The sequence below is a fragment of the Neisseria sp. RH3002v2g genome (genome assembly GCF_014596425.2).
In the GTDB taxonomy this organism is placed as follows: domain Bacteria; phylum Pseudomonadota; class Gammaproteobacteria; order Burkholderiales; family Neisseriaceae; genus Neisseria.
The window spans coordinates 2137450-2159363 of the sequence record NZ_CP110721.1 but is presented as its reverse complement, the minus strand read 5'-3'; the positions used below and the strand labels follow the sequence as shown (position 1 = coordinate 2159363).

The window sequence follows — 21914 nt, the reverse complement described above, 5'->3', positions numbered from 1 at the left end:
GCAAACCACGGTCTGCGGATGAGTGGGACGGATGATGAAGATTTACTCATGTCTCAAATGTCGGCTTGGGGCAACCCGATCGATGGAACGGACTGCTATGACGTGTGATGCGAAAGGAAGAATACTGCATATTGCAGTAAAAATCTTGCCGTCGCTATTTGAAAAAACCAATCAGGCTTATCGGTTTATATTGGCTAAGGCCGTCTGAAGGGTTTTCAGACGGCCTGTATCAATAAACTCGTTTCAGAACGAAATTTAGTGCAAACCTTGAATAAAGTTGGCTACTGCGTTCAACTCTTCTTCGCTCAGGCGGTTGGCAATATCGGCCATAATGGCGTTTTTACGTTGGCCGGATTGGTAAGCTTTCATTTGCTCGACAACGTACGCTTTGTGTTGACCGCCCAAACGAGGGTAGGCTTGGATTTCAGTACCGCCGCCCGGGATACCTGCGCCGCTAGGACCATGGCAAGACATACATGCCGGCAGTTTTTTAGCGCTCAGGCCGCCGCGATAGATTTTCGCGCCCAGCTCCGGGTTTTCTTTAGGATTGGCTTCGCCCGGTTTGCCTTGTTGTTTGGCGTAGTAGGCGGCAGCGTCGCGGATGTCTTGTTCGGACAAGTTCATCACCATCGGTTTCATCACGCCGGCGGCACCATGCGAACGGGTACCGTCTTTGATGGCCATGGTTTGACCGTAGGTGTAGGCCGCGGCCTGACCTGCCAGTTTAGGATAAGTTGCGATACCGCTGTTACCATCGGCTGCGTGACACGCCGCACAGATAGTAGTCGCTACCTGTTTGCCTTTTTCAGCATCTGCTTTAGGGGCAGCGGAAACCGCACCGGCAGCCAATACCAAGGCCAATAAAGTCAATCGTTTCATGGAGTGCTCCTGATTACAGCATTGCGTACCGCGTCAATGCCTTTTTTATACTCAAATACCGGGGAATTTTCCCGATTAAAACCGATAATTCTATAAACGTGCTATTCTATACCAAGTTTACATTAAATTACTACTCAAATTACCAAACTGCTGCAACATAAATGCCCGATACAAATTATGATGTTGCAGTTTTGTTTCCATGTAAGGAAATACTGATGAACCTTTTTCAAAACGCCAAATTCTTTACGACGGTCAACCATCTGAAAGACCTGCCCGACACGCCGGCCGAGATTGCCTTTGTCGGCCGAAGCAATGCCGGCAAATCCAGCGCCATCAATACCTTAACCAATCATGTGCGCCTTGCCTATGTTTCCAAAACACCGGGCCGCACCCAACACATTAATTTCTTTGAGCTGGAAAACGGCAATTTCATGGTCGACTTGCCCGGCTACGGCTACGCGCAAGTACCGGAGGCCATCCGTGCGCACTGGGTCAAACTCTTGGGCGACTACCTGCAACAACGCCGCCAGCTGATCGGCCTGATTTTGATTATGGACTCGCGCCATCCGCTCAAGGCTTTAGACATTCAAATGCTGGACTTTTTCCACATTACCGGCCGTCCTGTGCATATCCTGCTGTCAAAAGCAGACAAGCTGTCTAAAAACGACCAGATTAAAACTTTGGCGGCGGTAAAAAAATCACTGAAACCCTACACCGAACGCCAAAAAATCAGCGTTCAACTGTTCTCCAGCCTGAAAAAGCAAGGTATGGACGAAGTCAATCAAGTGGTCGGCTCATGGTTTGACGCGCATCGCGAAGAAATCGAGAATTTTGCAGGAGAAACATCACCTGAATGATTGTAAAACAAGGAGGAATAAGATAAGTTGACCAACCGCAAATCTTATTCCGTCATTTGGTTTCTCAACATCGCGTTTACCATTTAATTCGGGGCATGTCTCACACATGCCCTTTTTTTCATCACGCTTTTTTGTTTTCACACGCAAACCACAATCTCCACCAAATATACCATCACAATATATCAGCAAGACCGTCTGAAAGCGCGGCTTCAATCTCCATTATTATTAAAGTGTTAATTTTAGTATTGCAACTAATTACACATCTTAGCATTTTGCTCATATTCAGCTAATTGTTGAGGCATAGAATGCATTCATCGTTCAACAACACAGTAGGAAAGAAAATCATGAAACGCATTAATGCTTTTATTTCAAAAAAACTCATCATTGCCGGTATTATTGCTTCAAGTTTGGGCGTTGCCGGTGCTGCGGGTGCCGTGGCTTTTAAAGAAGGCATGTTTGCGCAGGTTTCCGGTCAGCAAGCGGCAGCAACGGCAGTGGCGCAAGTTGGCGGCATGGCCAAAGATGTTGATTATAAATACAAACAGCATTTGGGTGGCCGTTATAAGGTGGAAATTTTAAAAGACGGGGTCGAATATGAGGCTCTGGTTGATGCTCAAAGCGGCAAAGTATTGGCGGTAGCGCAAGATAACGATCAAGACAAACGACACTTTGATAAGTATGATAAGCATCATAAACATGACAATGCTGAGCCCTCTTCATCGCAAAATACAGATTATCAGGCTCCTGCCGATGCTGCACCTGGCACACCTGAAAATGCAACCGCTTCCGAGGTAGCAAAATCTTAATTTATTTAAACTTTAAAAAAGCCAATGCCGTCTGAAACTTTCAGACGGCATTGGCTTTAATGCAGCATTGTTTGAAACACAGCTCCTATCAAGCCCAATCGTTTTCAGACGGCCTTTGCCTCATCTTCGCCATCAGTCCAACCCGCTTCTTTCAATTTCCGCTGTTGCGCATCATATCTAGCTTTTTCCGCCCAATACATTGTCTGGATACAGGCATCGCCGCACTCGCTGCCGCAACATTCCCACGACTCGGGACGGACGGGTTCGTCTAAAAGCGGCTCGCCCAAGATGGCTTCGGCCTTATTCTTCAGGGTCGTATCCATCGGCGATTTCCAAGCGCGCACCGTCAAACTCAATCACTTCGCCGCCGCGTATTTTGGCGGTTTTACGGGTTTCGGTTTCGCCGTTACGCAACACCAGCCCTTCGGCGATAAACGCTTTTGCCTGTCCGCCGCTTTCGACAAGACCGGCCAGTTTCAACAGGTCGCATAAGGCGATGTATTCGTTGTCTTCAAGATAGACGGTTGCTTCCATCATTTAATCCTTTTCAATAATGGCGATATTTTAACATGGCCGTCTGAAAGAAAGCCCACTTCTGTTTTATTTGCTTTATCCAACCCCATTACATTTGGTTTTCAGACGGCCTTTCGCTGCCAACCCTGCTACAATACGCCTTTTATTGTTCACGCCGATTTTGTCATGACCGAGCCGACCTACATCCCCCTGCGCCTGCATACCGAGTTTTCGATTACCGACGGTATGGTACGGATTAAAAAACTGATCGCCAAAGCGCAGGAATACGGTTTGCCTGCTTTGGGCATCAGCGATTTGATGAACGAATTCGGCTTGGTGAAATTCTATAAAGCCTGCCGCGGCGCAGGGATTAAGCCCATCGGGGCGGCGGATGTGTGGATAGGCAATCCGAATGCGCCCGACAAACCGTTTCGCGCCATGCTGATTATCCGCAACGATGCGGGCTATCTGCGCTTGAGCGAGCTTTTGACGGCGGCTTATGTCGGCAAAGACCGCAATATCCATCATGCGGAACTCAATCCCGAATGGCTGGAAAACGGCGACAACAGCGGCTTGATTTGTTTGAGCGGCGCGCATTACGGCGAAGTGGGTGTAAATCTCTTAAACGGCAATGAAGACGCGGCGCGTGCGGCGGCGTTGAAGTATGCGGCGTGGTTTCCCGATGCGTTTTATCTGGAGCTGCAACGCCTGCCCGAACGTCCCGAATGGGAGGCTTGCGTTTCGGGCAGCGTGAAGCTGGCGGAGGAATTGGGTTTGCCGGTGGTGGCGACGCATCCGACGCAGTTTATGAGCCGCGACGATTTCAACGCACACGAGGCGCGGGTGTGCATCGCGGGCGGCTGGGTGCTGACGGACAAAAAACGTCCGCGTGATTTTACGCCGAGCCAGTTTTTCATTCCGCCGGAAACGATGCTGGAGCGTTTCGCCGATTTGCCCGAGGCCCTAGAAAACACGGTGGAAATCGCCAAACGCTGTAATCTGCACATCATATTGGGCAAAAACTTCCTGCCGCTCTTCCCTACTCCCGACGGCCTGTCGCTGGATGATTATTTGGTGAAACTGTCCAACGAAGGTTTGCAGGAACGCATGGTTCAGCTTTATCCCGACGAGGCAGAGCGTGCGGCAAAAATGCCGGAATATCAGGAACGGCTGGATTTTGAGCTGAACATCATCATCCAGATGAAATTCCCCGGCTATTTCCTTATTGTACAAGACTTTATCAACTGGGCGAAAACGCACGGCTGTCCGGTGGGACCGGGACGCGGCTCGGGCGCGGGTTCGCTGGTGGCGTATTCGCTGAAAATTACCGACCTTGATCCGCTCAAATACGCGCTGCTGTTCGAACGTTTCTTAAACCCCGAACGCGTCTCCATGCCTGACTTCGATGTCGACTTCTGTCAGGCAAACCGCGGCCGCGTGATTGAATATGTCCGCGAAAAATACGGCGCGGATGCGGTAAGCCAGATTGTGACTTTCGGCACGATGTCGTCCAAAGCGGTGATCCGCGACGTAGGGCGCGTGCTGGAACTGCCGTTTATGCTGTGCGACAAACTGTCCAAGCTGATTCCGTTGGAAGCCAACAAACCCCTGAGTTTGGAAAAAGCCATGGAGGCCGAGCCACAGATTCAGGAATTGATCGAAGCAGAAGAAGCGGACGAACTGATTACGCTGGCGAAAAAGCTGGAAGATTTGACGCGCGGTTTGGGTATGCACGCGGGCGGCGTGTTGATTGCGCCGGGCAAGATTTCCGATTACAGCCCCGTGTATCAGGCGGACGAATCCGCCTCGCCCGTATCCATGTACGACAAGGGCGACGTGGAAGACGTGGGTTTGGTGAAGTTCGACTTTTTGGGTCTGCGCAACCTGACCATTATCGAAATGGCGCAGAACAACATTAAAAACACCACCGGCGATATTGTCGATGTCGGCAAAATCCCGCTGGACGACCAGGCCGCCTACCAAATCTTCCGCGATGCGAACACCACCGCCGTCTTCCAGTTCGAGTCGACCGGCATGAAAAAAATGCTGAAAACGGCGCACACCACCAAGTTTGAAGAACTCATCGCCTTCGTATCGCTCTACCGCCCCGGCCCGATGGACAACATCCCCGATTTCGTCGCTCGCATGAAGGGGCAGGAATTCCAATACATCCACCCGCTGCTCGAAGGCATCCTCGCGCCGACCTACGGCATTATGGTGTATCAGGAACAAGTGATGCAGGCGGCGCAGATTATCGGCGGCTACTCGCTCGGCGGCGCGGACTTGCTGCGCCGCGCCATGGGTAAGAAAAAGCCTGAAGAAATGGTGAAACACCGCGAAATCTTCGCCGAAGGCGCGGCAAAACAAGGCATTTCGCGCGAAAAATCCGACGAAATCTTCAACTACATGGAAAAATTCGCCGGCTACGGTTTCAATAAATCCCACGCCGCCGCCTACGCCCTGATTTCCTACCAGACCGCATGGCTCAAAGCCCATTACCCTGCTGAATTTATGGCGGCGACCATGTCGTCTGAATTGGACAACACCGACCAACTCAAGCATTTCTATGACGACTGCCGCGCCAACGGCATCGAGTTCCTGCCGCCCGACATCAACGAATCCGACTACCGCTTCACACCGTATCCGAACATGAAAATCCGCTACGCACTCGGCGCGATTAAAGGCACGGGCGAAGCCGCCGTCGAATCCATCATCGCCGCGCGGCAAAGCGGCGGCAAGTTTACCGGCCTGTTGGACTTCTGCGAGCGCGTCGGCAAAGAACACATGAACCGCCGCACCCTCGAAGCCCTGATACGCGGCGGCGCGTTCGACAGCATCGAACCCAACCGCGCCATGCTCTTGGCAAACATCGACCTCGCCATGAACAACGCCGACCAAAAAGCCGCCAACGCCAATCAGGGCGGGCTGTTTGACATGATGGAAGACGCCATCGAACCGGTGCAGCTCATCGATGCGCCCATGTGGAGCGAATCGGAAAAACTCGCCGAAGAAAAAACCGTCATCGGCTTTTACCTGTCCGGCCACCCGTTCGGCCCGTATGCCCAAGAAGTCCGCCAAATCGCCCCGACCAAATTAGGCCGTCTGAAACCGCAAGACAGCGTGCGCCTCGCCGGATTCGTTACCGCCGTGCGTACCATGATGGGCAAACGCGGCAAAATCGCCTTCGTCAGCCTCGAAGATTTGAGCGGGCAGATTGAAATCATGGTCAGCGGCCAGACGCTGGAAAACTGCGCCGACTACCTCAAGTCCGACCAAGTGCTGATTATCGAATCCAAAGTCAGCCGCGACGACTACGGCGGTGGCGACGGTCTGCGCATCATGGCAAACCAAGTCATGACCCTGCAAATGGCGCGCGAACGCTACGCCCGCAGCCTCAGCCTCGCCCTCGCCCCCGGCCACGACATCGAACGCCTCGCCGCCATCCTCACCGTCCACCGCCTGCCCGATACGGCGCACATCCCACTGCAACTGTCGTACAGCAACGGCAAAGCATCAGGCAAATTGAAAATTGCGCCCAAATGGATGGTAACGCCAAGCACTGCTTTGTTTGAAGAACTGGAAACACTGCTCGGCAGCAGGGCAGTCCGCGTGAATTGGTAACACTAAAGGCCGTCTGAAACCATACGTTCAGACGGCCTTTTTCAATTTCATTACAAAAGCTATTTTCCTTTATGATTTTTCTAGAATGAAAGTATTGCCATAAAATAAATACCCTGTAGTTTTAACAAATTCTATCCGGCGTATTCATTCCTAAATCAAAATATTGTGCCCAAACATAAGGCTATACCATCACTGCAATAAATGTTGCAAGCACCAATATACAAAAAATCTGTCGTCGTTTGGTTTTTTGTGTAGAAATCACGACATAGCCTAGCTTTCCCGACGTGGTACTTTCAACCCCATACTCTTCACGACACCGTTCTGATCGGTTTCTTTAACCGTCAATGAAAACCCGTCAACGACAATGCGGTCGCCCTCGACGGGCTGCGCGCTGCCTCCTCTGGATTGAAACCATTCGAGCAGGCTCATACCGGCTTCGCCGTCTTCCAGCTTCAACCCGTACGCCGCTGCCAAATCGCCGGTATTGACATACGGGTCGACGGCAAATTCGCCGAAGAAATTAAAATTTTCGCGCACATTCTGCCCGGTTTCACTGAAGTATTTCGCCATTTTGTCCACTTGGCTGTCAGGCAGGATATACCAAGCCGTATCGCCTTCCCTCAAAACCGTATCATTCTGCATTTCGATTTTCCGCCCGTCACGTATCAGCGCGAAACAGCGCAAGTCAAACGACTCCGAAATGGGGGTGACGGCATCGGGATGCTTGCCTTCCGCCTCAGATTCCTTCGTTACCTTAAAAGAAAACAAAGCCACGGCTTCGTGTTCCGACAGCCAAATGTCGTGCATTCCTTCCGGCTCGGGTTTGGGCGGCATGGCGACCTTGAGCAGACGCGCCATGACGGGTATCGTCGTTCCTTGAATCAGCAGGGAAAGTACGACGACGGCAAAGGCGACATTGAACAACAGTTCAGAATTCGGCACGCCCATGACCAAAGGCATCATCGCCAAAGAAATCGGTACTGCGCCGCGCAACCCGAGCCAACTGATGTAGGCTTTTTCACGCACACTGTATCCAAATTTCCACAAGCCGCTGAAAACGGCAAGCGGACGGGCGACCAGCATGAGGAATACGGCGATAACCAAGGCATCGACGCTTTTTTCCCAAACGCTGCTGGGCGTTACCAACAAACCCAGTACGACGAACAAAGTCGCCTGCGCCAGCCACGCCAGGCCATCCATCACACGCCAAACGTGTTCGGTTGCGCGGGTATGCTGGTTGCCGACGATAATCCCCGCCAGATAAACCGCCAAGAAGCCGCTGCCACCGATGGTATTGGTAAATGCGAATACCCACAGGCCGCCTGACACAATCATCAGCGCGTACAATCCTTCCGCAAGGTTCAGACGACGTACGAGTTTCGCCAACACCATTCCGCCCGCCCACCCCATCAGCAGGCCGAAGCCGATTTGGAGCAGCAGCATCCATAAAAACGCCAACACACCTGATTGTTCGGGGTTGGTAATCATGGTAATCAGGGCGGTAACTAAAAAAATCGCCATCGGATCGTTCGCACCGGATTCGATTTCCAAAGTCGCCTGCACCCTGTCATTCAGGCGCACGCCGCTGTGGCGCAGCAGGCTGAACACGGCCCCCGCATCGGTTGAGCCGACAATCGCCGCCATCAGTACACCGAATTTCCAATCCAAACCCAAATAGAACGTGGCGAACAATCCTAAAGGCAACACGGTGGCAAACACGCCCCATGTCGCTAATACCGCAGAAGGCTTCAATGCAATTCGGAAACTTGAAAGCTGGGTCCGCAACCCGCCATCAAGCAAAATGACGGCTAACGCAAGCTGGCTGATGACGTTGGCCAAAACGAAATTGTCAAAATCGATGCGCCCGATACCGTCCTCACCCGCCAACATTCCAACCGCCAGAAACACCAACAAAAGCGGCATCCCCAGCCTTGCCGACAAAGTGGTCGAAACCACGCTTAAAAACAATAACGCCCCGCCGAGCAAAAACAGATTGTTCATCCAGTCCACGTTGCAAAAGTCCTACCGTTAATAAAAACGAGGCGAAATTGTATCATAAAATCAATAAGATTTACTGAAGGCCTACCCATTATACAGAAATAAAAAACCGTCTGAAAGACGGCTTCGTTCATACAACAAACCGCTTTACCCAAACGGCTTTTTCTGCCAATAAAACTTACCCCTTCTCAGACGGCCTTATTGAATAGAGCAATTATCTGAAAAGCTTATTGCATAAAACCTTTGACTAATAAGGAAAGATAACCCATAACAAAGGGGAACGACAATGCCGAAACAATGCCAAGCACCCAGTAAATACATTGGTTCAGTACAGTTTTTGAGGCGGTAAGCCGCAGCAGTTTGAAATTTAGGGAAAACCAAGCAAAAGGGGGTGAAAATACACCCCCTTTCCCTACAGATGCCCCATATCAAAGGCCGTCTGAAAAACAGTTTTATTTAACGATTTCAACCGGGCCGTGGTCGTCGCAGTGATCTCCGTGTTGGTGATGCAGACGGCCGTTGACGATGTAGTCGACGTGATCGCCGTGCGGTACAGCTTCGTGGCCGCAACCTTCGCCGTGAATGTGGCCGTGGCAGGTATCAACCGGATGGCAGCCGTCAGGGTTGGTTTCATTGACGCTCAGAGCATGCTCGTCGTAGTGGCCGTTGTGCTCATGGTGCAGGTGGCCGTCGTGCAGATAATCGACGTGGCCTTCGTGTTTGATGGCAGTGTGGCCGCAGTTTGCGCCGTGAACGTGGTCATGATGTTCGTGGGTTTTACAGGTCATTTTTCTCTCCTAATGTTCAGTGAATGGCAATCTTTCTCGATTGATTATTCCATCTTATCTTTTTTTGATGCAACCGTAAAAAAATTTACAGTTATTAATATATTGTTACGATATATCATCTATTGATATATCAACCTATTTTGTTTTTCAGACGGCCTTTTATTTATCATTCATTTATTTTCAGCGGGTAATTTAACCCTTTCCGCCTATGTTGAATATCGAATTTTTCAGCCGTAACGGGTAATATTGAAACCAAGGGATGAATCCTTCAAACAAACAGGTACTGCAATGGGAAAGCAAGCCAGACTTTATATGGTTCGCAGCACGCAAGGTGCGCTTTATGATGTATTTTTTGAACGCGGTGTGGCGGCATTGGCCTGGCCTATGCTGGCCGAAGCGGCGGCCAAGGGTTTTGGCCGTGAGGAGCTGACGGATATTTACCGTTCGGCCGTGCCGGATGTGAAGTTGAGAACGGCGCAATCGGGTGCGGCTCAGATGTGGCGGTTTGTCAACGAGTTGGCCGATGGAGATGCCGTACTGACCTACTCGCCTGCCCTGCGCCGTTATCGGGTCGGCAGGATTACGGGCAGCGCGGTGCATTGTCCGCAATGGGACGATGAAAAAATGTCGCTGGTGCGGCCGGTTGAGTGGCTGGGCGAAGTGTGCCGCGACGATTTGAGTGTGGCGGCGCAACGGGCTTTGGGCAGCGTAGCAACTTTGTTTGCGGTATCGGAAGCGTGTGCGGCAGAAATTTTTGAACGCATGGGTTTTCAGACGGCCTAAGAAGGGAAAGGAAACAGGATTATGTGGAACACCATGCATGAATGGCTGAACGCTTTGCCTGTCAGTGAAGAAATCATCAAATCGGCATTGATGTCGGTATTGATGATTGTGGCCGTCATTGCCGGGCGCAGCATCTTGCTCTCGGCGCATTTTCGCAGCCATCCGGATTTGAGCATTGAAAACAAACGCCGCTCGCTGGTGTTCAGCCGCAACGTAACCATGTTGCTGATCCTGCTTGGGCTGGCGATGATTTGGGCGGCGCAGATTCAAACTTTGGCCTTGTCGATGTTTGCAGTGGCCGCGGCGATTGTGGTGGCAACCAAAGAGCTGATTATGTGTTTGTCCGGCAGCATCCTGCGCTCGGTAACCAAACAATACTCCATCGGCGACTACATCGAAATCAACGGCCTGCGCGGACGGGTGGTCGATATCAATATGCTGAACACGCTGATGATGCAAATCGGCCCTAATCCGTTGATCGGCCAGCTTTCCGGCAAAACGCTCTCGTTTCCCAACAGCCTGCTTTTGAGCCATACCGTACGCCGCGACAATATTTTGGGCAATTATGTGATTCATACGGTGGAAATCCCCGTGCCGATTCATTTGGATTCGGACGAAATCACAGGCCGTCTGAAAGCCGTGCTTGAGCCGTTGTGCGCGGCCTATGTTCCCGTTATCCAACAATATTTGGAAAACGTTCAAGCGCAAAAACTCTTTATTACCCCCGCCGCCCAGCCGCGCGTGTCCCGCGTGCCGCACGATGATAAGGTGTACCACATCATCGTACGCTTCGCCTCCCCCGTTTCCAAACGGCTGGAAATACAACAGGCCGTCTTAGACGAATTTTTGCGCACGCAATACCGACTGATCAACCAAACAAAATAGTACGGTGTGTTTATTGATACAATCAAATCCCTTACAATAATAAAGTTCACAATCAACAATAAGGAAAAGTCATGTTACCCGAATCAGCCCTTGCCGAAATGTACCCCGTCATTATGACCCCCAGCCATGACGGCAAATATTTCCACAACTACACCCTCTCGCTTCTGAACATCGTCCACACCAACGCCTCCCTCGGCCTGCCGCTGCAAGTAATGATGCAGCGCGGCGAAAGCCTGATTACGCGCGCGCGCAACAACTGCGTGGCCAAATTTTTGGAAAACAAAGAATGGACGCATTTATTCTGGATTGACTCCGACATCGGCTTCTCTCCCGACTCATTCTACCGCCTGCTCTTGGCCGATAAAGACGTTGTGGCCGGCGTTTATCCGCTCAAACGCGAAAACTGGCCCCAAGCAGGCCTTCCTGCCGGCATGACCCAAGCCGATTTCGAGCGCATGTACACTTCTTACACCGTCAATACCAACGACAAAAATGAAAACGGCGAAATCGTCCTGAAAGTCGATGAAGAAGGCTTTATGAAGGTTCATGACGCGCCAACCGGCTTCATGGTTATCAAGCGCAGCGTATTTGAAAAAATGATAGAGGCCTATCCCGAGTTGAACTACGTCTCCGACAGCGACTACAGCCCGGAAAACAAAGGCCTGCACTACCGCTTCTTCGACTGCATGGTCGATCCCGAAAGCAAACGCTACCTGTCCGAAGACTACACCTTCTGCCACCTTTGGCGACAAATCGGCGGCGAAGTGTACGTCGATGTACAATCCAACCTGACCCACCAAGGCGCAAAAGTGTATCACGGCTCGTTTGCCGAATCCCTGCAAACCAATGTTGCCAATGCGGTTTACGCCCCCGAAGGCACCACCATGCGCCTCGAACTGGCCGCCCCGTTGCACGCCAATCCGCGCGGTCCGGAATAAGGCTGACCGACAGGCAGGCAAAACACTTTAATTCTGCCTGTCTGCCACCATATAACGCCTATCGTTTTCTTTTCAGACGGCCCCAAGGCCGTCTGAAACCATCTTATTCAGGAGAAACCATATGAGCGACAACGTCCTGCTCCACTTGGGCGAAGAACCCCGTTTCGACCAAATCAAAACCGAAGACATCAAACCCGCCCTGCAAACCGCCATTACCGAAGCGCGCGAACAAATCGCCGCCATCAAAGCGCAAACGCACACCGACTGGGCAAACACTGTCGAAAAACTGACCGACATTACCGAACGCGTCGGCCGCATTTGGAGCGTGGTTTCCCATCTCAACTCCGTGGTCGATACGCCCGAATTGCGTGCCGCATACAACGAATTGATGCCAGAAATCACCATCTTCTTCACCGAAATCGGCCAAGACATCGAGTTGTACAACCGCTTTAAAATCATCAAAAACTCTGCCGAATTCGACACCCTCTCCCCGGCGCAGCAAACCAAGCTCAACCACGACTTGCGCGATTTCGTCCTCAGCGGTGCCGAATTGCCGCCCGAACAGCAGGCAGAACTGGCGCAACTGCAAACCGAAGGCGCGCAACTGGGTGCCAAATTCGCACAAAACATCCAAGACGCAACCGACGCTTTCGGCATTTACTTTGACGATGCCGCGCCGCTTGCCGGCATTCCCGAAGACTCCCTCGCCATGTTTGCCGCCGCCGCGCAAAGCGAAGGTAAAACAGGCTACAAAATCGGCCTGCAGATTCCGCACTACCTCGCCGTCATCCAATACGCCGACAACCGCGAACTGCGCGAACAAATCTACCGCGCCTACGTTACCCGCGCCAGCGAATTGTCCGACGACGGCAAATTCGACAATACGGCCAACATCGACCGTACCCTCGAAAACGCATTGAAAACCGCCAAACTGCTCGGTTTCAAAAACTACGCCGAGCTGTCGCTGGCAACCAAAATGGCCGACACGCCCGAACAGGTTTTAAACTTCCTGCACGACCTTGCCCGCCGCGCCAAACCGTTTGCCGAAAAAGACTTTGCCGAAATCAAGGCCTTTGCGCGCGAAAACCTGAATATCGAAGACCCGCAATCGTGGGATTTGAGCTACGCCGCCGAAAAACTGCGCCAAGCCAAATACGCCTTCAGCGAAGCCGAAGTGAAAAAATACTTCCCTATCAGCAAAGTATTGGCAGGCCTGTTTGCCCAAATCAAAAAACTCTACGGCATCGAGCTGGCTGAAAAAACTGTCCCCGTTTGGCACAAAGACGTGCGCTATTTCGAGCTGAAACAAGACGGCCAAACCATCGGCGGCGTTTACATGGACTTGTACGCACGCGAAGGCAAACGCGGCGGCGCATGGATGGACGGCTACAAAAGCCGCCGCCGTTTCGCCGACGGTACGCTGCAACTGCCGACCGCCTACCTCGTCTGCAACTTCACCCCGCCTGTAGGCGACAAAGAAGCGCGTTTGAGCCACGATGAAATCATCACCCTCTTCCACGAAACCGGCCACGGCCTGCACCACTTGTTGACCCAAGTTGACGAAGTGGGCGTATCCGGCATCAACGGCGTCGAGTGGGACGCAGTCGAGCTGCCCAGCCAATTCATGGAAAACTTCGTCTGGGAATACGACGTATTGGCGCAAATGTCCTCGCACGAAGAAACCGGCGCAGTATTGCCGAAAGAGCTGTTCGACAAAATGCACGCGGCTAAAAACTTCCAACGCGGTATGTTCCTCGTCCGTCAAATGGAATTTGCCCTCTTCGACATGGAAATCTACCATCAGGAAGATGAAGGCCGTCTGAAAGAATGGCCGCAAATCTTAGACAAAGTGCGTCAAGAAGTCGCCGTGACCCAACCGCCGGCATACAACCGCTTTGCCTTGAGCTTCAGCCACATCTTCGCTGGCGGCTACGCCGCAGGCTATTACAGCTACGCATGGGCGGAAGTTTTGAGCGCAGACGCTTACGCAGCGTTTGAAGAAAGCGACGACGTTGCCGAAACCGGCCGCCGCTTCTGGAAAGAAGTGCTGGCCGTCGGTGGTTCGCGCAGCGCAGCCGAATCCTTCAAAGCCTTCCGCGGCCGCGAACCAAGCCTGGATGCCCTGCTCCGCCACAGCGGTTTCGACAACGCAGCTTGATTTGAAAATCCGCCGTTTTAAACAGAACGGTTGCTGATTCAACACTAAAGGCCGTCTGAAATGTTTCAGACGGCCTTTTTATAATTAATTCAATATTTTCAGCAAAACAAATAAAACCATTCAGCCGATAAAACCACCCGGCGCGGAACGCCGCAGCGGTTGCCATGCTCAATATTTTCCCAATGCGGAAACCGCCCATAAAAACAGGGCATGTTCCCATGCCCTATCATTTGGATTTCAGACGGCCTTTCGGTTGTCAAAATTTATTAGGAACAATGAGCAAGCCCTATCCCTAACAAGACTTCGAGGAAACAGAAGTCCAGATTTCAAACTTCTATCTCCCCCGGCCCATCGCTCAAATCAATTTTTGCCCTTTTTATCGCCGGCTGCCAAACGCATATTGATAAATTCCATCATCAAATCTTTTTTCGTCCAGAAAAAGGTTTTCATTTTTTCCAAAGAATAGATTTTCCGAATCATCGCCGGCAATCCTGCGTGAACGATGGCCGCGACTTCGCCATTGGTTGTTTCGTTGTCCATGGCGGCTTTGAGGTTTAGATTGCGCGTATTCAAGTAGTCGCAAAGCGCTTTTCTGACGCTGCTGCTGATTTCAAATTGTTTCATGTTTTCCGTCCATAATGCTTTTATAGTTAAATAGCATAGGATTCTAGCAAGTTTTTTGCATTATGCATATCTCAATGTGTATATTATTGCGAAATTTACAATTTGGCTTTTGGGTAAAATCATGCCTGCAACACATTGTTGCGGCGCACCCTGTCGGATTGTTTTGACTATTTTGTTTCGGCTTGGGCCGTATTGCGGATAAAATAACGGTTTTAGGTGTTGAGGCCGTCTGAAATGTATTTGTGGTTTAAGCTGTTGCACATATTTTTTGTGATTTCTTGGTTTGCAGGACTGTTTTATCTGCCGCGGATTTATGTGAATCTGGCGCAATTGAAACCCGGCAGCGCGGAATATGTACGGCTGACGGATATGTCGCGGCGGCTGTACCGCTTTATGTCGCCTTTGGGCTGGGGAACGCTGATATTCGGTGCGGCCATCGGGTTTGTCAACAATTGGTGGGGCAACGGCTGGCTGGCGGTTAAATTATTGTGCGGCCTGCTGCTCTTGGCTTATCAGCTTTATTGCGGCCTGCTGCTGCGCCATTTTCAAAACGGCAGCAATGTGTATTCGCACCGCTGGTATCGGGTATTCAACGAACTCCCCGTTTTGATGATGGTGGCCGCGCTTTATATGGTGGTTTTCAAGCCGTTTTGATCTTCAGACGGCCTGTTTGGTAAATAAGGAAAGAATTCATGACGGTTGAAATCGAACGCCGCTTTTTGCTGGCGGATGACAGTTGGCGCGAAGCGGCAAGCGAGCCGCTGGTATTGCAACAGGGCTATTTGAGCGTGGAAAAAGAGCGCACCATCCGTGTGCGGATTATCGGTTCGCAAGCCTGGCTGACCCTGAAAGGCTATATTTCCGACATGACGCGCAGCGAGTTTGAATACGAAATCCCGCTGGCTCACGCGCAGGCGATGATGGCGGATATGTGCCCGTTTAAAATGGAAAAATACCGCTATCGTGTCGAATTTGAAGGCTTTGTGTATGAAATCGACGAATATTTCGGCGACAATGCGCCCTTGATTGTGGCGGAAATCGAATTGCCGTCTGAAGATACCGAGTTTCCCAAACCGTCTTGGCTGGGCAAGGAAATCACGGCAGACGGAAAATTCACCAATGCGTATTTGAGCAAACATCCGTATTCGTCTTGGACGGAATAAAGGCGACAACTGCACTACACATACAAAAAAGGCATGTATCGCACATGCCTTTTTTCTTTTCAGACGGCCTGATTTGCCTTACCGATATTTGCATCGAGCTGCTTTCGACATACCGTTTCAAATATCGGGCAAGTCCGTGTGTTTTATCCGTGTAGCCTTACGCCGGACGGCAGGCCACCATGTAGTTGACTTCGGTTGAGTCGCATAAGGAATAACGGCCGCTCAACAAATTGTAGGTCATGCCCTTGCTGCCGACGGTATCCAATCCGGCTTGGCGGCACATGCGCGCGAGTTCTGCCGGCGTGATGAATTTTTTCCAATCGTGTGTGCCTTTGGGGACGAATTTCAACAGATATTCCGCACCGACTATCAGATACAGATAAGATTTGGGATTGCGGTTGATGGTGGAAAAAAACACCATGCCGTCTGGTTTGACCAGTTTCGCGCAGGCTTGAACGATGGCGGCCGGATCGGGAACGTGTTCCATCATTTCCATACACGTTACCACATCGAAGCTGTGCGGCTGCTCGGCGGCGAGGTCTTCGACGCGGATGCAGCGGTAATCGATATTGGCAACGTGTTGAGCGGCCGCATGGGCAGCGGCGGTTTGCAGGGATTTTTCCGCCATATCTATGCCGGTAACGTGTTCTGCGCCGCGTTTGGCCATGCTTTCGGATAAAATACCGCCGCCGCAGCCTACATCCAGCACGCGTTTGCCTGCCAATCCGGCATAGCCGTCGATATAGTCGAGGCGCAAGGGGTTGATGTCATGCAGGGGCTTGAATTCGCCGTTTTTATCCCACCATTTGTCGGCGATTTGGCTGAACTTGGCGATTTCGCCGGCATCTACGTTGTCGTGTTGATTGCTCATGGTTTGCTCCTGCATAAAATCATTCGCCTGATTTTAGCCGATTGCGCTTCAAAATAAAATGTTTCAGACGGCCTTTGCCCGTTTATCGGCCCTATTTCAACTTTCATCCGCCTGCCCATAAAAAACGCACCTTGTGGCAAGGTGCGTTTCAATCGGCATGATTTAGAATTTAGCGCCGGATTCGTTGGCCATGTAGTCAACTGCGGCTTTCACTTCGTCGTCGCTCAAGCTGCTGTTGCCGCCTTTGGCAGGCATGGAATTAAAGCCTTCGAGGGCGTGTTTGTGCAAGGTGTCTTTGCCTTGTTTAATGCGAGGCGCCCAGTCTTCTTTTTTGCCTACGGCCGGAGCACCGGGAATCAAGCCGCCGTGGCATGCTTTACAGTTCGCTTCAAAAACGGCTTTGCCGTCCACTTTGGCGGATTCGGCAGGCTTGGCTTCAGCGGCAGGCGCTTCGGCTTTCTCTTCGGGCTTGGCAGCTTCCTCTGCTTTGCTGGCGGCGGCTTCAACCTTATCGGCTGCTTCTTGAGCGGCAGATGCAGTCGCATCGGCAGCAGAAGCGGCTTCGGTTTTCACTTCAGATGCAACGGCTTGAGCAGTCTCTTGTGTCTCCTGTTTAGCCTCTTGGGAACAAGCTGTCAAACCAGCCATCATCATTACGGCAATCAGTAATTTGTTCATGTTCTGTCTTTCCTTAATTTTATTTAAATCACTGTTTTATATAAACAGCTCAAAAATTCTAACACAGAAACTAATACTTTCGACCTACACTATAATAAATATTGGTATAAATCAGATTTTGTCACAAAAACTGAAAAACATATTGACACCACCTCTCTACTCGGATAGAAATTCACCCCATTTGTCATGAAGCGCGATAACTTTCATTTTATTGTTCAAGCAGTTACTCATCTTATTTTCAAAGTTTCTTTTAGAATTCAACTTTTTACCGACTTCTCCATGAATAGCGTCAACCTGAAAGCCATCCCCATCCCAACCAGGCCGTCCGAATCCCAATCAGGTTTCAGACGGCCTGTTTGAATCATGTTAATAAACATTTGCCGCTTGGCCATGCAAAAGACACCGGCAGGCTTACTTGTTTATAGAGGTTTTCATATTCCGACTACAATTTAATCCAATGCCATTAGCCTTTTGCCAAGGTTTCAGCTTCAGCCCACAAGCCCCGCTTCTGCTCCGCCGTCAATTTCTTAATCCCGATTTCCCGTTTCAGCGCCTCACTTTTAGTCAGGCCGTCTGAAACGATGCGCATCTCGACAGGCTTGTTCAAACGCGTGTATTTCGCGCCTTTTCCTGACAAATGCGCGGCAAAACGCTCTTGCGGACGGTTGCTGATGCCGCAATAAAACGCGCCGTTTTCGCACAAAATCAGGTAAACGCTCCAATTTTCCGCGCTCATAAATCCCTTTCCTTGGCAAAACTCTCAGTAAAAATGCGCACGGCAGCCTCGGTTTTGGCAGACTGCACACGATAAGGCGTGACCAAATAGAGGCTGACCGGCGGCAATGTCCATTCGGGTAAAACCACTTTCAGACGGCCTTGGGCAATTTTTTCCCGAACTTCGCCGCCCACTTGCAAAGACAAACCGAAACCGCTTTCGGTCAGGCTGCACACGGCGGCAAGATGCGTGCAGGCAATGCTGTCGGCAACGTCGAGGAAATAGCTTTCTTCACCATTTTGCAAGGTGGTGCGGACAGGTAAAAAATGCAGCCAGCGGTGCGCATGAAGCTGCGCGGGATGGGTAATGGGCGGATGACGGTCGAGATAATCGGGCGCGGCGCAAATGGTGTACGGCCAGGTAACGAGATGGCGCGCGACCAGATTAGGATCGTCCAAAGCACGGTCGCCGCCGCGTATGGCAATGTCGGTCTGATTGTGTTGCAGGTCGTCCAAAGTATCGCTGAAATTAAGGATAGGACGGATTTTAGGGAACTCGGTTTGCAATCTTGCAAACGCCGTCTGAAAAGCGCGGGAACCGATGACGCTGGAAGTCAGGGAAATCCGCAATTCGCCGACAGGTTCGGTTTTCAGATTGTCGATAACGGTACGCGTATCGGACAAGGTAGCGGCGAGGCGGCGGCAGTATTCGCCCAAGGCACGGCCGGCATCGGTGGGCGAAAGGCTGCGCGTGCTGCGGTTTAACAGCTTGATGCCGTGCAGGGTTTCGAGGCGGTTGATGTGCTGACTGACCGCCGACGGCGTCATGCCCAGCGCGGCAGCGGCGGCGTTCATGCTGCCGTGTTCGAGGACGGCGGCGAAAACGAGCAGGGGTTTAATGTCTTGCATTTCGACTGATTATGTAGTTCAACTTCACAATCATAACAGTAAAACAGGGATTATCAAGCGTTTCAGACGGCCTTACAATGCACTCATCTAATCAATCACATCCCAACAAGGAGTTAAACATGAAAATCGCAGTCATCGGCGCAACAGGTTATGTCGGCAACGCAGTCGTTCAAGAACTGGCAGGCCGCGGTCATGAAGTAACCGCTTTCGCCCGCAATACAGACAAAGTGTTCCAAGCGCAAAATATTGCCGCCGTCTCCGCAGATGTCAACGCGGCGGACTTCGCCGACAAACTGGCAGGCTTTGATGCCGTGGTCAGCGCGTTCAATCCCGGCTGGACCAATCCCAACATCGGCGCGGATTTTACACGCGGCGCAAACAGCATCGTCGAAGCGGCAAAAGCGGCGCAAGTGCCGTATCTCTTGATTGTCGGCGGCGCGGGCAGCCTGTATGTCGCGCCCGGTTTGCAAGTTATCGATACGCCCGATTTCCCGAAAGAAATTTACGACGGCGCCAATGCCGCACGCCATCTCTTGGCAGAACTCCTGCCGCGCCGCGACGTGAACTGGTCTTTCGTTTCCCCTCCGGCACGACTGGGCGCGGACGGCGGTTTCAACGAAGACAAAACCGGCAAATACCGCTTGGGCAAAGACGATTTGCTGATGGACGGTGAAATTCCGGCAGGCATCAGCGTGGCCGATTTAGCAGTCGCCATCGCCGACGATGCGGAAAACAAAGCGCATTTGTTTGAACGCTTTACCGTTGCCGCCGCTTAACCGCCTTCATTTAAAGGCCGTCTGAAATCCAAAGTTTCAGACGGCCTTTTGCTATAATACGCCCATTAAATTTACCTATACGCGAGTTCCCATGTCCGCATCCCAACCCACCATCGCCGCCATCGCCACCGCACCCGGACGCGGCGGCGTCGGCGTGATCCGTCTTTCCGGCAAAAACCTGCTGCCTTTGGCGCAAACTCTCAGCGGCGGTAAAACACCCAAACCGCGCACCGCGCTTTACACCGACTTTCTCGGCGGCGACGGACAGCCGATAGACAACGGCATCCTGCTCTACTTCGCCGCCCCCGCCAGCTTTACCGGCGAAGACGTGATTGAATTGCAGGGACACGGCGGCCCCGTCGTGATGGATATGCTGCTTTCGCGCTGCCTCGAACTGGGCGCGCGCATGGCGGAGCCGGGCGAATTTACCAAACGCGCCTTCCTCAACAACAAACTCGACCTTGCCCAAGCCGAAAGCGTCGCCGACCTCATCGACGCCTCCAGTAAGTCCGCCGCACGTATGGCGTTGCGTTCGCTCAAAGGCGCGTTTTCCCAACACATACACGAGCTGGTGGACGACCTTATTACCTTGCGGATGTTGGTCGAAGCTACGCTGGACTTCCCTGAAGAAGACATCGACTTTCTCGAAGCCGCCGACGCGCGCGGCAAGCTCCAAGCCCTGCAAGGTAGTCTGAAAACCGTCCTCGCCAGCGCGGAACAAGGCGCGATTTTGCGCGAAGGCATGAACGTCGTCCTCGTCGGCGCGCCCAACGTCGGCAAATCCAGCCTGCTCAACGCCTTGGCGGGCGACGACATCGCCATCGTAACCGACATCGCCGGCACCACCCGCGACACCGTGCGCGAACAAATCACCCTCGACGGCGTGCCCGTCCACATCATCGACACCGCCGGCCTGCGCGAAACCGACGACGTGGTCGAACAAATCGGCATCGAACGCAGCCGCAAAGCCGTCTCCGAAGCCGATGTCGCCCTGATTCTGATTGACCCGCGCGAAGGCGTAAACGCCAAAACCCAAGCCATTTTGAACAGCCTGCCCGAAGGTTTGAAAAAAATCGAAATCCACAACAAAGCCGACCTGACCGGCGAACCCGTCGCCGTCCGTTCAGACGGCCTCGCTCAAACCGGCGCAGACACCGTCATCAGCCTGTCCGCCAAAACCGGCGCGGGTCTTGACTTGCTCAAACACGCGCTCTTGCAGGAAGTCGGTTGGCAGGGTGAAAGCGAAAGCCTGTTCCTCGCCCGCAGCCGCCACCTCAACGCCTTGCACGAAGCCGAAGCCGAGCTGGAAAACGCCGCCCTCTGCGACAACAACCAAATCGAGCTTTTCGCCGAACACCTGCGCCTTGCCCAAAACGCGTGCAGCGAAATCACCGGCGAATTCACCGCTGACGATTTGCTGGGCGTGATTTTCTCGCGCTTCTGTATCGGCAAATAAAACGGTTTACCATCAAATACAAAGGCCGTCTGAATGTTCAGACGGCCTTTTTTATCACCAAAACAAGCTTAATTTCACTTGCATTTATTTATTGGCAGCTTCTGCCATATTTTTTGCGATATTGGTCGCACCCACTGTCAAACCGGACATGCCGATCAGAGAAGCCGCGGCCAATTTGATTAATGTTTTCATTCTGACTCTTTTCTGTGTATTAATTTGAGGAAGCGTTGTGTGTTTTTATTTGTCGGCATCAGCCATATTGTGGGCAATATTGGTTGCACCGACGGTCAGGCCGGACATGCCGATTAAAGAGGCTGCAGCCAGTTTGATTAAAGTTTTCATTGTTTGTCTCACTTTCTTGTCTGTCGGCCGAAAAACGGCCTAAGTTGCGTTTTCTAAGGTATTGTAATTGATTCGTTTATAATTGAATTATTTGTGTACAGCCGTTTCAATATTACGGGAGATACCGATAGCAGAAGCGGATATTCCGGACATAC

Annotated in this window: 21 protein-coding genes; 11 read left to right on the top strand and 10 right to left on the bottom strand. The window is 51.8% G+C overall.

All coding sequences use genetic code 11. The features are described 5' to 3' along the window. Window positions 1-255 precede the first annotated feature (255 nt). A complete protein-coding gene (locus BBP27_RS10280; RefSeq protein WP_004520892.1) occupies window positions 256-879 on the bottom strand; it encodes a c-type cytochrome in 624 nt (207 codons plus the stop codon). Window positions 880-1094: 215 nt separating this feature from the next. Here BBP27_RS10280 and yihA point away from each other — a divergent pair, with 215 nt between their 5' ends. Further along, on the top strand, window positions 1095-1736 hold the full coding sequence (gene yihA / locus BBP27_RS10275; protein WP_049347869.1) for a ribosome biogenesis GTP-binding protein YihA/YsxC: 642 nt from the start codon (window positions 1095-1097) through the stop codon (window positions 1734-1736). Window positions 1737-2080: 344 nt separating this feature from the next. Then, complete coding sequence (locus tag BBP27_RS10270; protein WP_223168976.1) at window positions 2081-2542, top strand: PepSY domain-containing protein; 462 nt, start codon at window positions 2081-2083, stop codon at window positions 2540-2542. 104 nt (window positions 2543-2646) lie between these two features. Here the strand turns inward: BBP27_RS10270 and BBP27_RS10265 are convergent, their stop codons facing one another. Both BBP27_RS10265 and BBP27_RS10260 read right to left on the bottom strand, forming a co-directional pair. Beyond that, window positions 2647-2865 (bottom strand): hypothetical protein, encoded by a 219-nt coding sequence (locus BBP27_RS10265; RefSeq protein ID WP_036492735.1) that lies wholly within the window; start codon window positions 2863-2865, stop codon window positions 2647-2649. Then, window positions 2843-3076 carry an RNA-binding S4 domain-containing protein gene (locus tag BBP27_RS10260; RefSeq protein WP_188212338.1) on the bottom strand — a complete coding sequence of 78 codons (234 nt, stop codon included), beginning with the start codon at window positions 3074-3076 and terminating at the stop codon, window positions 2843-2845. Before BBP27_RS10260 ends, BBP27_RS10265 begins: the two co-directional genes overlap by 23 nt. Window positions 3077-3241: 165 nt before the next feature. Between BBP27_RS10260 and dnaE the strand changes: the two genes are divergently transcribed. After that, on the top strand, window positions 3242-6676 hold the full coding sequence (gene dnaE, locus BBP27_RS10255; RefSeq protein ID WP_188212288.1) for a DNA polymerase III subunit alpha: 3435 nt from the start codon (window positions 3242-3244) through the stop codon (window positions 6674-6676). Window positions 6677-6946: 270 nt separating this feature from the next. Here the strand turns inward: dnaE and BBP27_RS10250 are convergent, their stop codons facing one another. Beyond that, on the bottom strand, window positions 6947-8677 hold the full coding sequence (locus tag BBP27_RS10250; RefSeq protein ID WP_223168977.1) for a potassium/proton antiporter: 1731 nt from the start codon (window positions 8675-8677) through the stop codon (window positions 6947-6949). Between the two features lie 449 nt (window positions 8678-9126). After that, window positions 9127-9462 (bottom strand): hypothetical protein, encoded by a 336-nt coding sequence (locus BBP27_RS10245; RefSeq protein ID WP_063068286.1) that lies wholly within the window; start codon window positions 9460-9462, stop codon window positions 9127-9129. Window positions 9463-9750: 288 nt separating this feature from the next. Here BBP27_RS10245 and BBP27_RS10240 point away from each other — a divergent pair, with 288 nt between their 5' ends. The 4 genes from BBP27_RS10240 to BBP27_RS10225 all read left to right on the top strand — a co-directional run bounded on the left by BBP27_RS10240 (window position 9751) and on the right by BBP27_RS10225 (window position 14226). After that, window positions 9751-10245, top strand: a complete 495-nt coding sequence (locus BBP27_RS10240; protein WP_188212290.1) for a restriction endonuclease — start codon at window positions 9751-9753, stop codon at window positions 10243-10245. 21 nt (window positions 10246-10266) lie between these two features. Continuing rightward, window positions 10267-11130, top strand: a complete 864-nt coding sequence (locus BBP27_RS10235) for a mechanosensitive ion channel family protein (protein WP_188212291.1) — start codon at window positions 10267-10269, stop codon at window positions 11128-11130. A 71-nt stretch (window positions 11131-11201) separates the two neighbouring features. Next, on the top strand, window positions 11202-12068 hold the full coding sequence (locus tag BBP27_RS10230) for a trafficking protein particle complex subunit (protein ID WP_070615877.1): 867 nt from the start codon (window positions 11202-11204) through the stop codon (window positions 12066-12068). A 121-nt stretch (window positions 12069-12189) separates the two neighbouring features. After that, window positions 12190-14226, top strand: a complete 2037-nt coding sequence (locus BBP27_RS10225; RefSeq protein ID WP_188212292.1) for a M3 family metallopeptidase — start codon at window positions 12190-12192, stop codon at window positions 14224-14226. Window positions 14227-14586: 360 nt separating this feature from the next. Here BBP27_RS10225 and BBP27_RS10220 read toward each other — a convergent pair whose 3' ends face one another. Next, window positions 14587-14850: a hypothetical protein gene (locus BBP27_RS10220; protein WP_188212293.1), complete on the bottom strand. Its 264-nt coding sequence runs from the start codon at window positions 14848-14850 to the stop codon at window positions 14587-14589. 234 nt (window positions 14851-15084) lie between these two features. Between BBP27_RS10220 and BBP27_RS10215 the strand changes: the two genes are divergently transcribed. Both BBP27_RS10215 and BBP27_RS10210 read left to right on the top strand, forming a co-directional pair. Beyond that, window positions 15085-15504: a CopD family protein gene (locus BBP27_RS10215; RefSeq protein WP_188212294.1), complete on the top strand. Its 420-nt coding sequence runs from the start codon at window positions 15085-15087 to the stop codon at window positions 15502-15504. A 38-nt stretch (window positions 15505-15542) separates the two neighbouring features. After that, window positions 15543-16013: a CYTH domain-containing protein gene (locus BBP27_RS10210; protein ID WP_003681591.1), complete on the top strand. Its 471-nt coding sequence runs from the start codon at window positions 15543-15545 to the stop codon at window positions 16011-16013. A gap of 157 nt (window positions 16014-16170) precedes the next feature. Here the strand turns inward: BBP27_RS10210 and ubiG are convergent, their stop codons facing one another. The 4 genes from ubiG to BBP27_RS10190 all read right to left on the bottom strand — a co-directional run bounded on the left by ubiG (window position 16171) and on the right by BBP27_RS10190 (window position 19185). Further along, window positions 16171-16884 carry a bifunctional 2-polyprenyl-6-hydroxyphenol methylase/3-demethylubiquinol 3-O-methyltransferase UbiG gene (gene ubiG, locus BBP27_RS10205; RefSeq protein WP_188212295.1) on the bottom strand — a complete coding sequence of 238 codons (714 nt, stop codon included), beginning with the start codon at window positions 16882-16884 and terminating at the stop codon, window positions 16171-16173. Between the two features lie 162 nt (window positions 16885-17046). Continuing rightward, window positions 17047-17562: a c-type cytochrome gene (locus BBP27_RS10200; protein WP_188212296.1), complete on the bottom strand. Its 516-nt coding sequence runs from the start codon at window positions 17560-17562 to the stop codon at window positions 17047-17049. A gap of 463 nt (window positions 17563-18025) precedes the next feature. Further along, complete coding sequence (locus BBP27_RS10195; RefSeq protein WP_188212297.1) at window positions 18026-18298, bottom strand: GIY-YIG nuclease family protein; 273 nt, start codon at window positions 18296-18298, stop codon at window positions 18026-18028. Continuing rightward, entirely contained in the window at window positions 18295-19185 is an 891-nt protein-coding gene (locus BBP27_RS10190; protein WP_188212298.1) for a LysR family transcriptional regulator, read from the bottom strand. Before BBP27_RS10190 ends, BBP27_RS10195 begins: the two co-directional genes overlap by 4 nt. Window positions 19186-19304: 119 nt before the next feature. Here BBP27_RS10190 and BBP27_RS10185 point away from each other — a divergent pair, with 119 nt between their 5' ends. Beyond that, window positions 19305-19961 carry an NAD(P)-dependent oxidoreductase gene (locus BBP27_RS10185; RefSeq protein WP_188212299.1) on the top strand — a complete coding sequence of 219 codons (657 nt, stop codon included), beginning with the start codon at window positions 19305-19307 and terminating at the stop codon, window positions 19959-19961. A 91-nt stretch (window positions 19962-20052) separates the two neighbouring features. Beyond that, window positions 20053-21417 (top strand): tRNA uridine-5-carboxymethylaminomethyl(34) synthesis GTPase MnmE, encoded by a 1365-nt coding sequence (gene mnmE, locus BBP27_RS10180; RefSeq protein ID WP_188212300.1) that lies wholly within the window; start codon window positions 20053-20055, stop codon window positions 21415-21417. Window positions 21418-21914: the final 497 nt, after the last annotated feature.

Coding starts and splice junctions, on each gene's coding strand:
- BBP27_RS10210 (WP_003681591.1), top strand. CDS start 15,543: ATGACGGTTGAAATCGAACGCCGCTTTTTGCTGGCGGATGACAGTTGG.
- BBP27_RS10270 (WP_223168976.1), top strand. CDS start 2,081: ATGAAACGCATTAATGCTTTTATTTCAAAAAAACTCATCATTGCCGGT.
- BBP27_RS10245 (WP_063068286.1), bottom strand. CDS start 9,462: ATGACCTGTAAAACCCACGAACATCATGACCACGTTCACGGCGCAAAC.
- dnaE (WP_188212288.1), top strand. CDS start 3,242: ATGACCGAGCCGACCTACATCCCCCTGCGCCTGCATACCGAGTTTTCG.
- BBP27_RS10185 (WP_188212299.1), top strand. CDS start 19,305: ATGAAAATCGCAGTCATCGGCGCAACAGGTTATGTCGGCAACGCAGTC.
- BBP27_RS10230 (WP_070615877.1), top strand. CDS start 11,202: ATGTTACCCGAATCAGCCCTTGCCGAAATGTACCCCGTCATTATGACC.
- BBP27_RS10240 (WP_188212290.1), top strand. CDS start 9,751: ATGGGAAAGCAAGCCAGACTTTATATGGTTCGCAGCACGCAAGGTGCG.
- BBP27_RS10225 (WP_188212292.1), top strand. CDS start 12,190: ATGAGCGACAACGTCCTGCTCCACTTGGGCGAAGAACCCCGTTTCGAC.
- BBP27_RS10280 (WP_004520892.1), bottom strand. CDS start 879: ATGAAACGATTGACTTTATTGGCCTTGGTATTGGCTGCCGGTGCGGTT.
- BBP27_RS10250 (WP_223168977.1), bottom strand. CDS start 8,677: ATGAACAATCTGTTTTTGCTCGGCGGGGCGTTATTGTTTTTAAGCGTG.
- BBP27_RS10215 (WP_188212294.1), top strand. CDS start 15,085: ATGTATTTGTGGTTTAAGCTGTTGCACATATTTTTTGTGATTTCTTGG.
- BBP27_RS10195 (WP_188212297.1), bottom strand. CDS start 18,298: ATGAGCGCGGAAAATTGGAGCGTTTACCTGATTTTGTGCGAAAACGGC.
- BBP27_RS10260 (WP_188212338.1), bottom strand. CDS start 3,076: ATGGAAGCAACCGTCTATCTTGAAGACAACGAATACATCGCCTTATGC.
- mnmE (WP_188212300.1), top strand. CDS start 20,053: ATGTCCGCATCCCAACCCACCATCGCCGCCATCGCCACCGCACCCGGA.
- yihA (WP_049347869.1), top strand. CDS start 1,095: ATGAACCTTTTTCAAAACGCCAAATTCTTTACGACGGTCAACCATCTG.
- BBP27_RS10220 (WP_188212293.1), bottom strand. CDS start 14,850: ATGAAACAATTTGAAATCAGCAGCAGCGTCAGAAAAGCGCTTTGCGAC.
- BBP27_RS10190 (WP_188212298.1), bottom strand. CDS start 19,185: ATGCAAGACATTAAACCCCTGCTCGTTTTCGCCGCCGTCCTCGAACAC.
- BBP27_RS10265 (WP_036492735.1), bottom strand. CDS start 2,865: ATGGATACGACCCTGAAGAATAAGGCCGAAGCCATCTTGGGCGAGCCG.
- ubiG (WP_188212295.1), bottom strand. CDS start 16,884: ATGAGCAATCAACACGACAACGTAGATGCCGGCGAAATCGCCAAGTTC.
- BBP27_RS10235 (WP_188212291.1), top strand. CDS start 10,267: ATGTGGAACACCATGCATGAATGGCTGAACGCTTTGCCTGTCAGTGAA.
- BBP27_RS10200 (WP_188212296.1), bottom strand. CDS start 17,562: ATGAACAAATTACTGATTGCCGTAATGATGATGGCTGGTTTGACAGCT.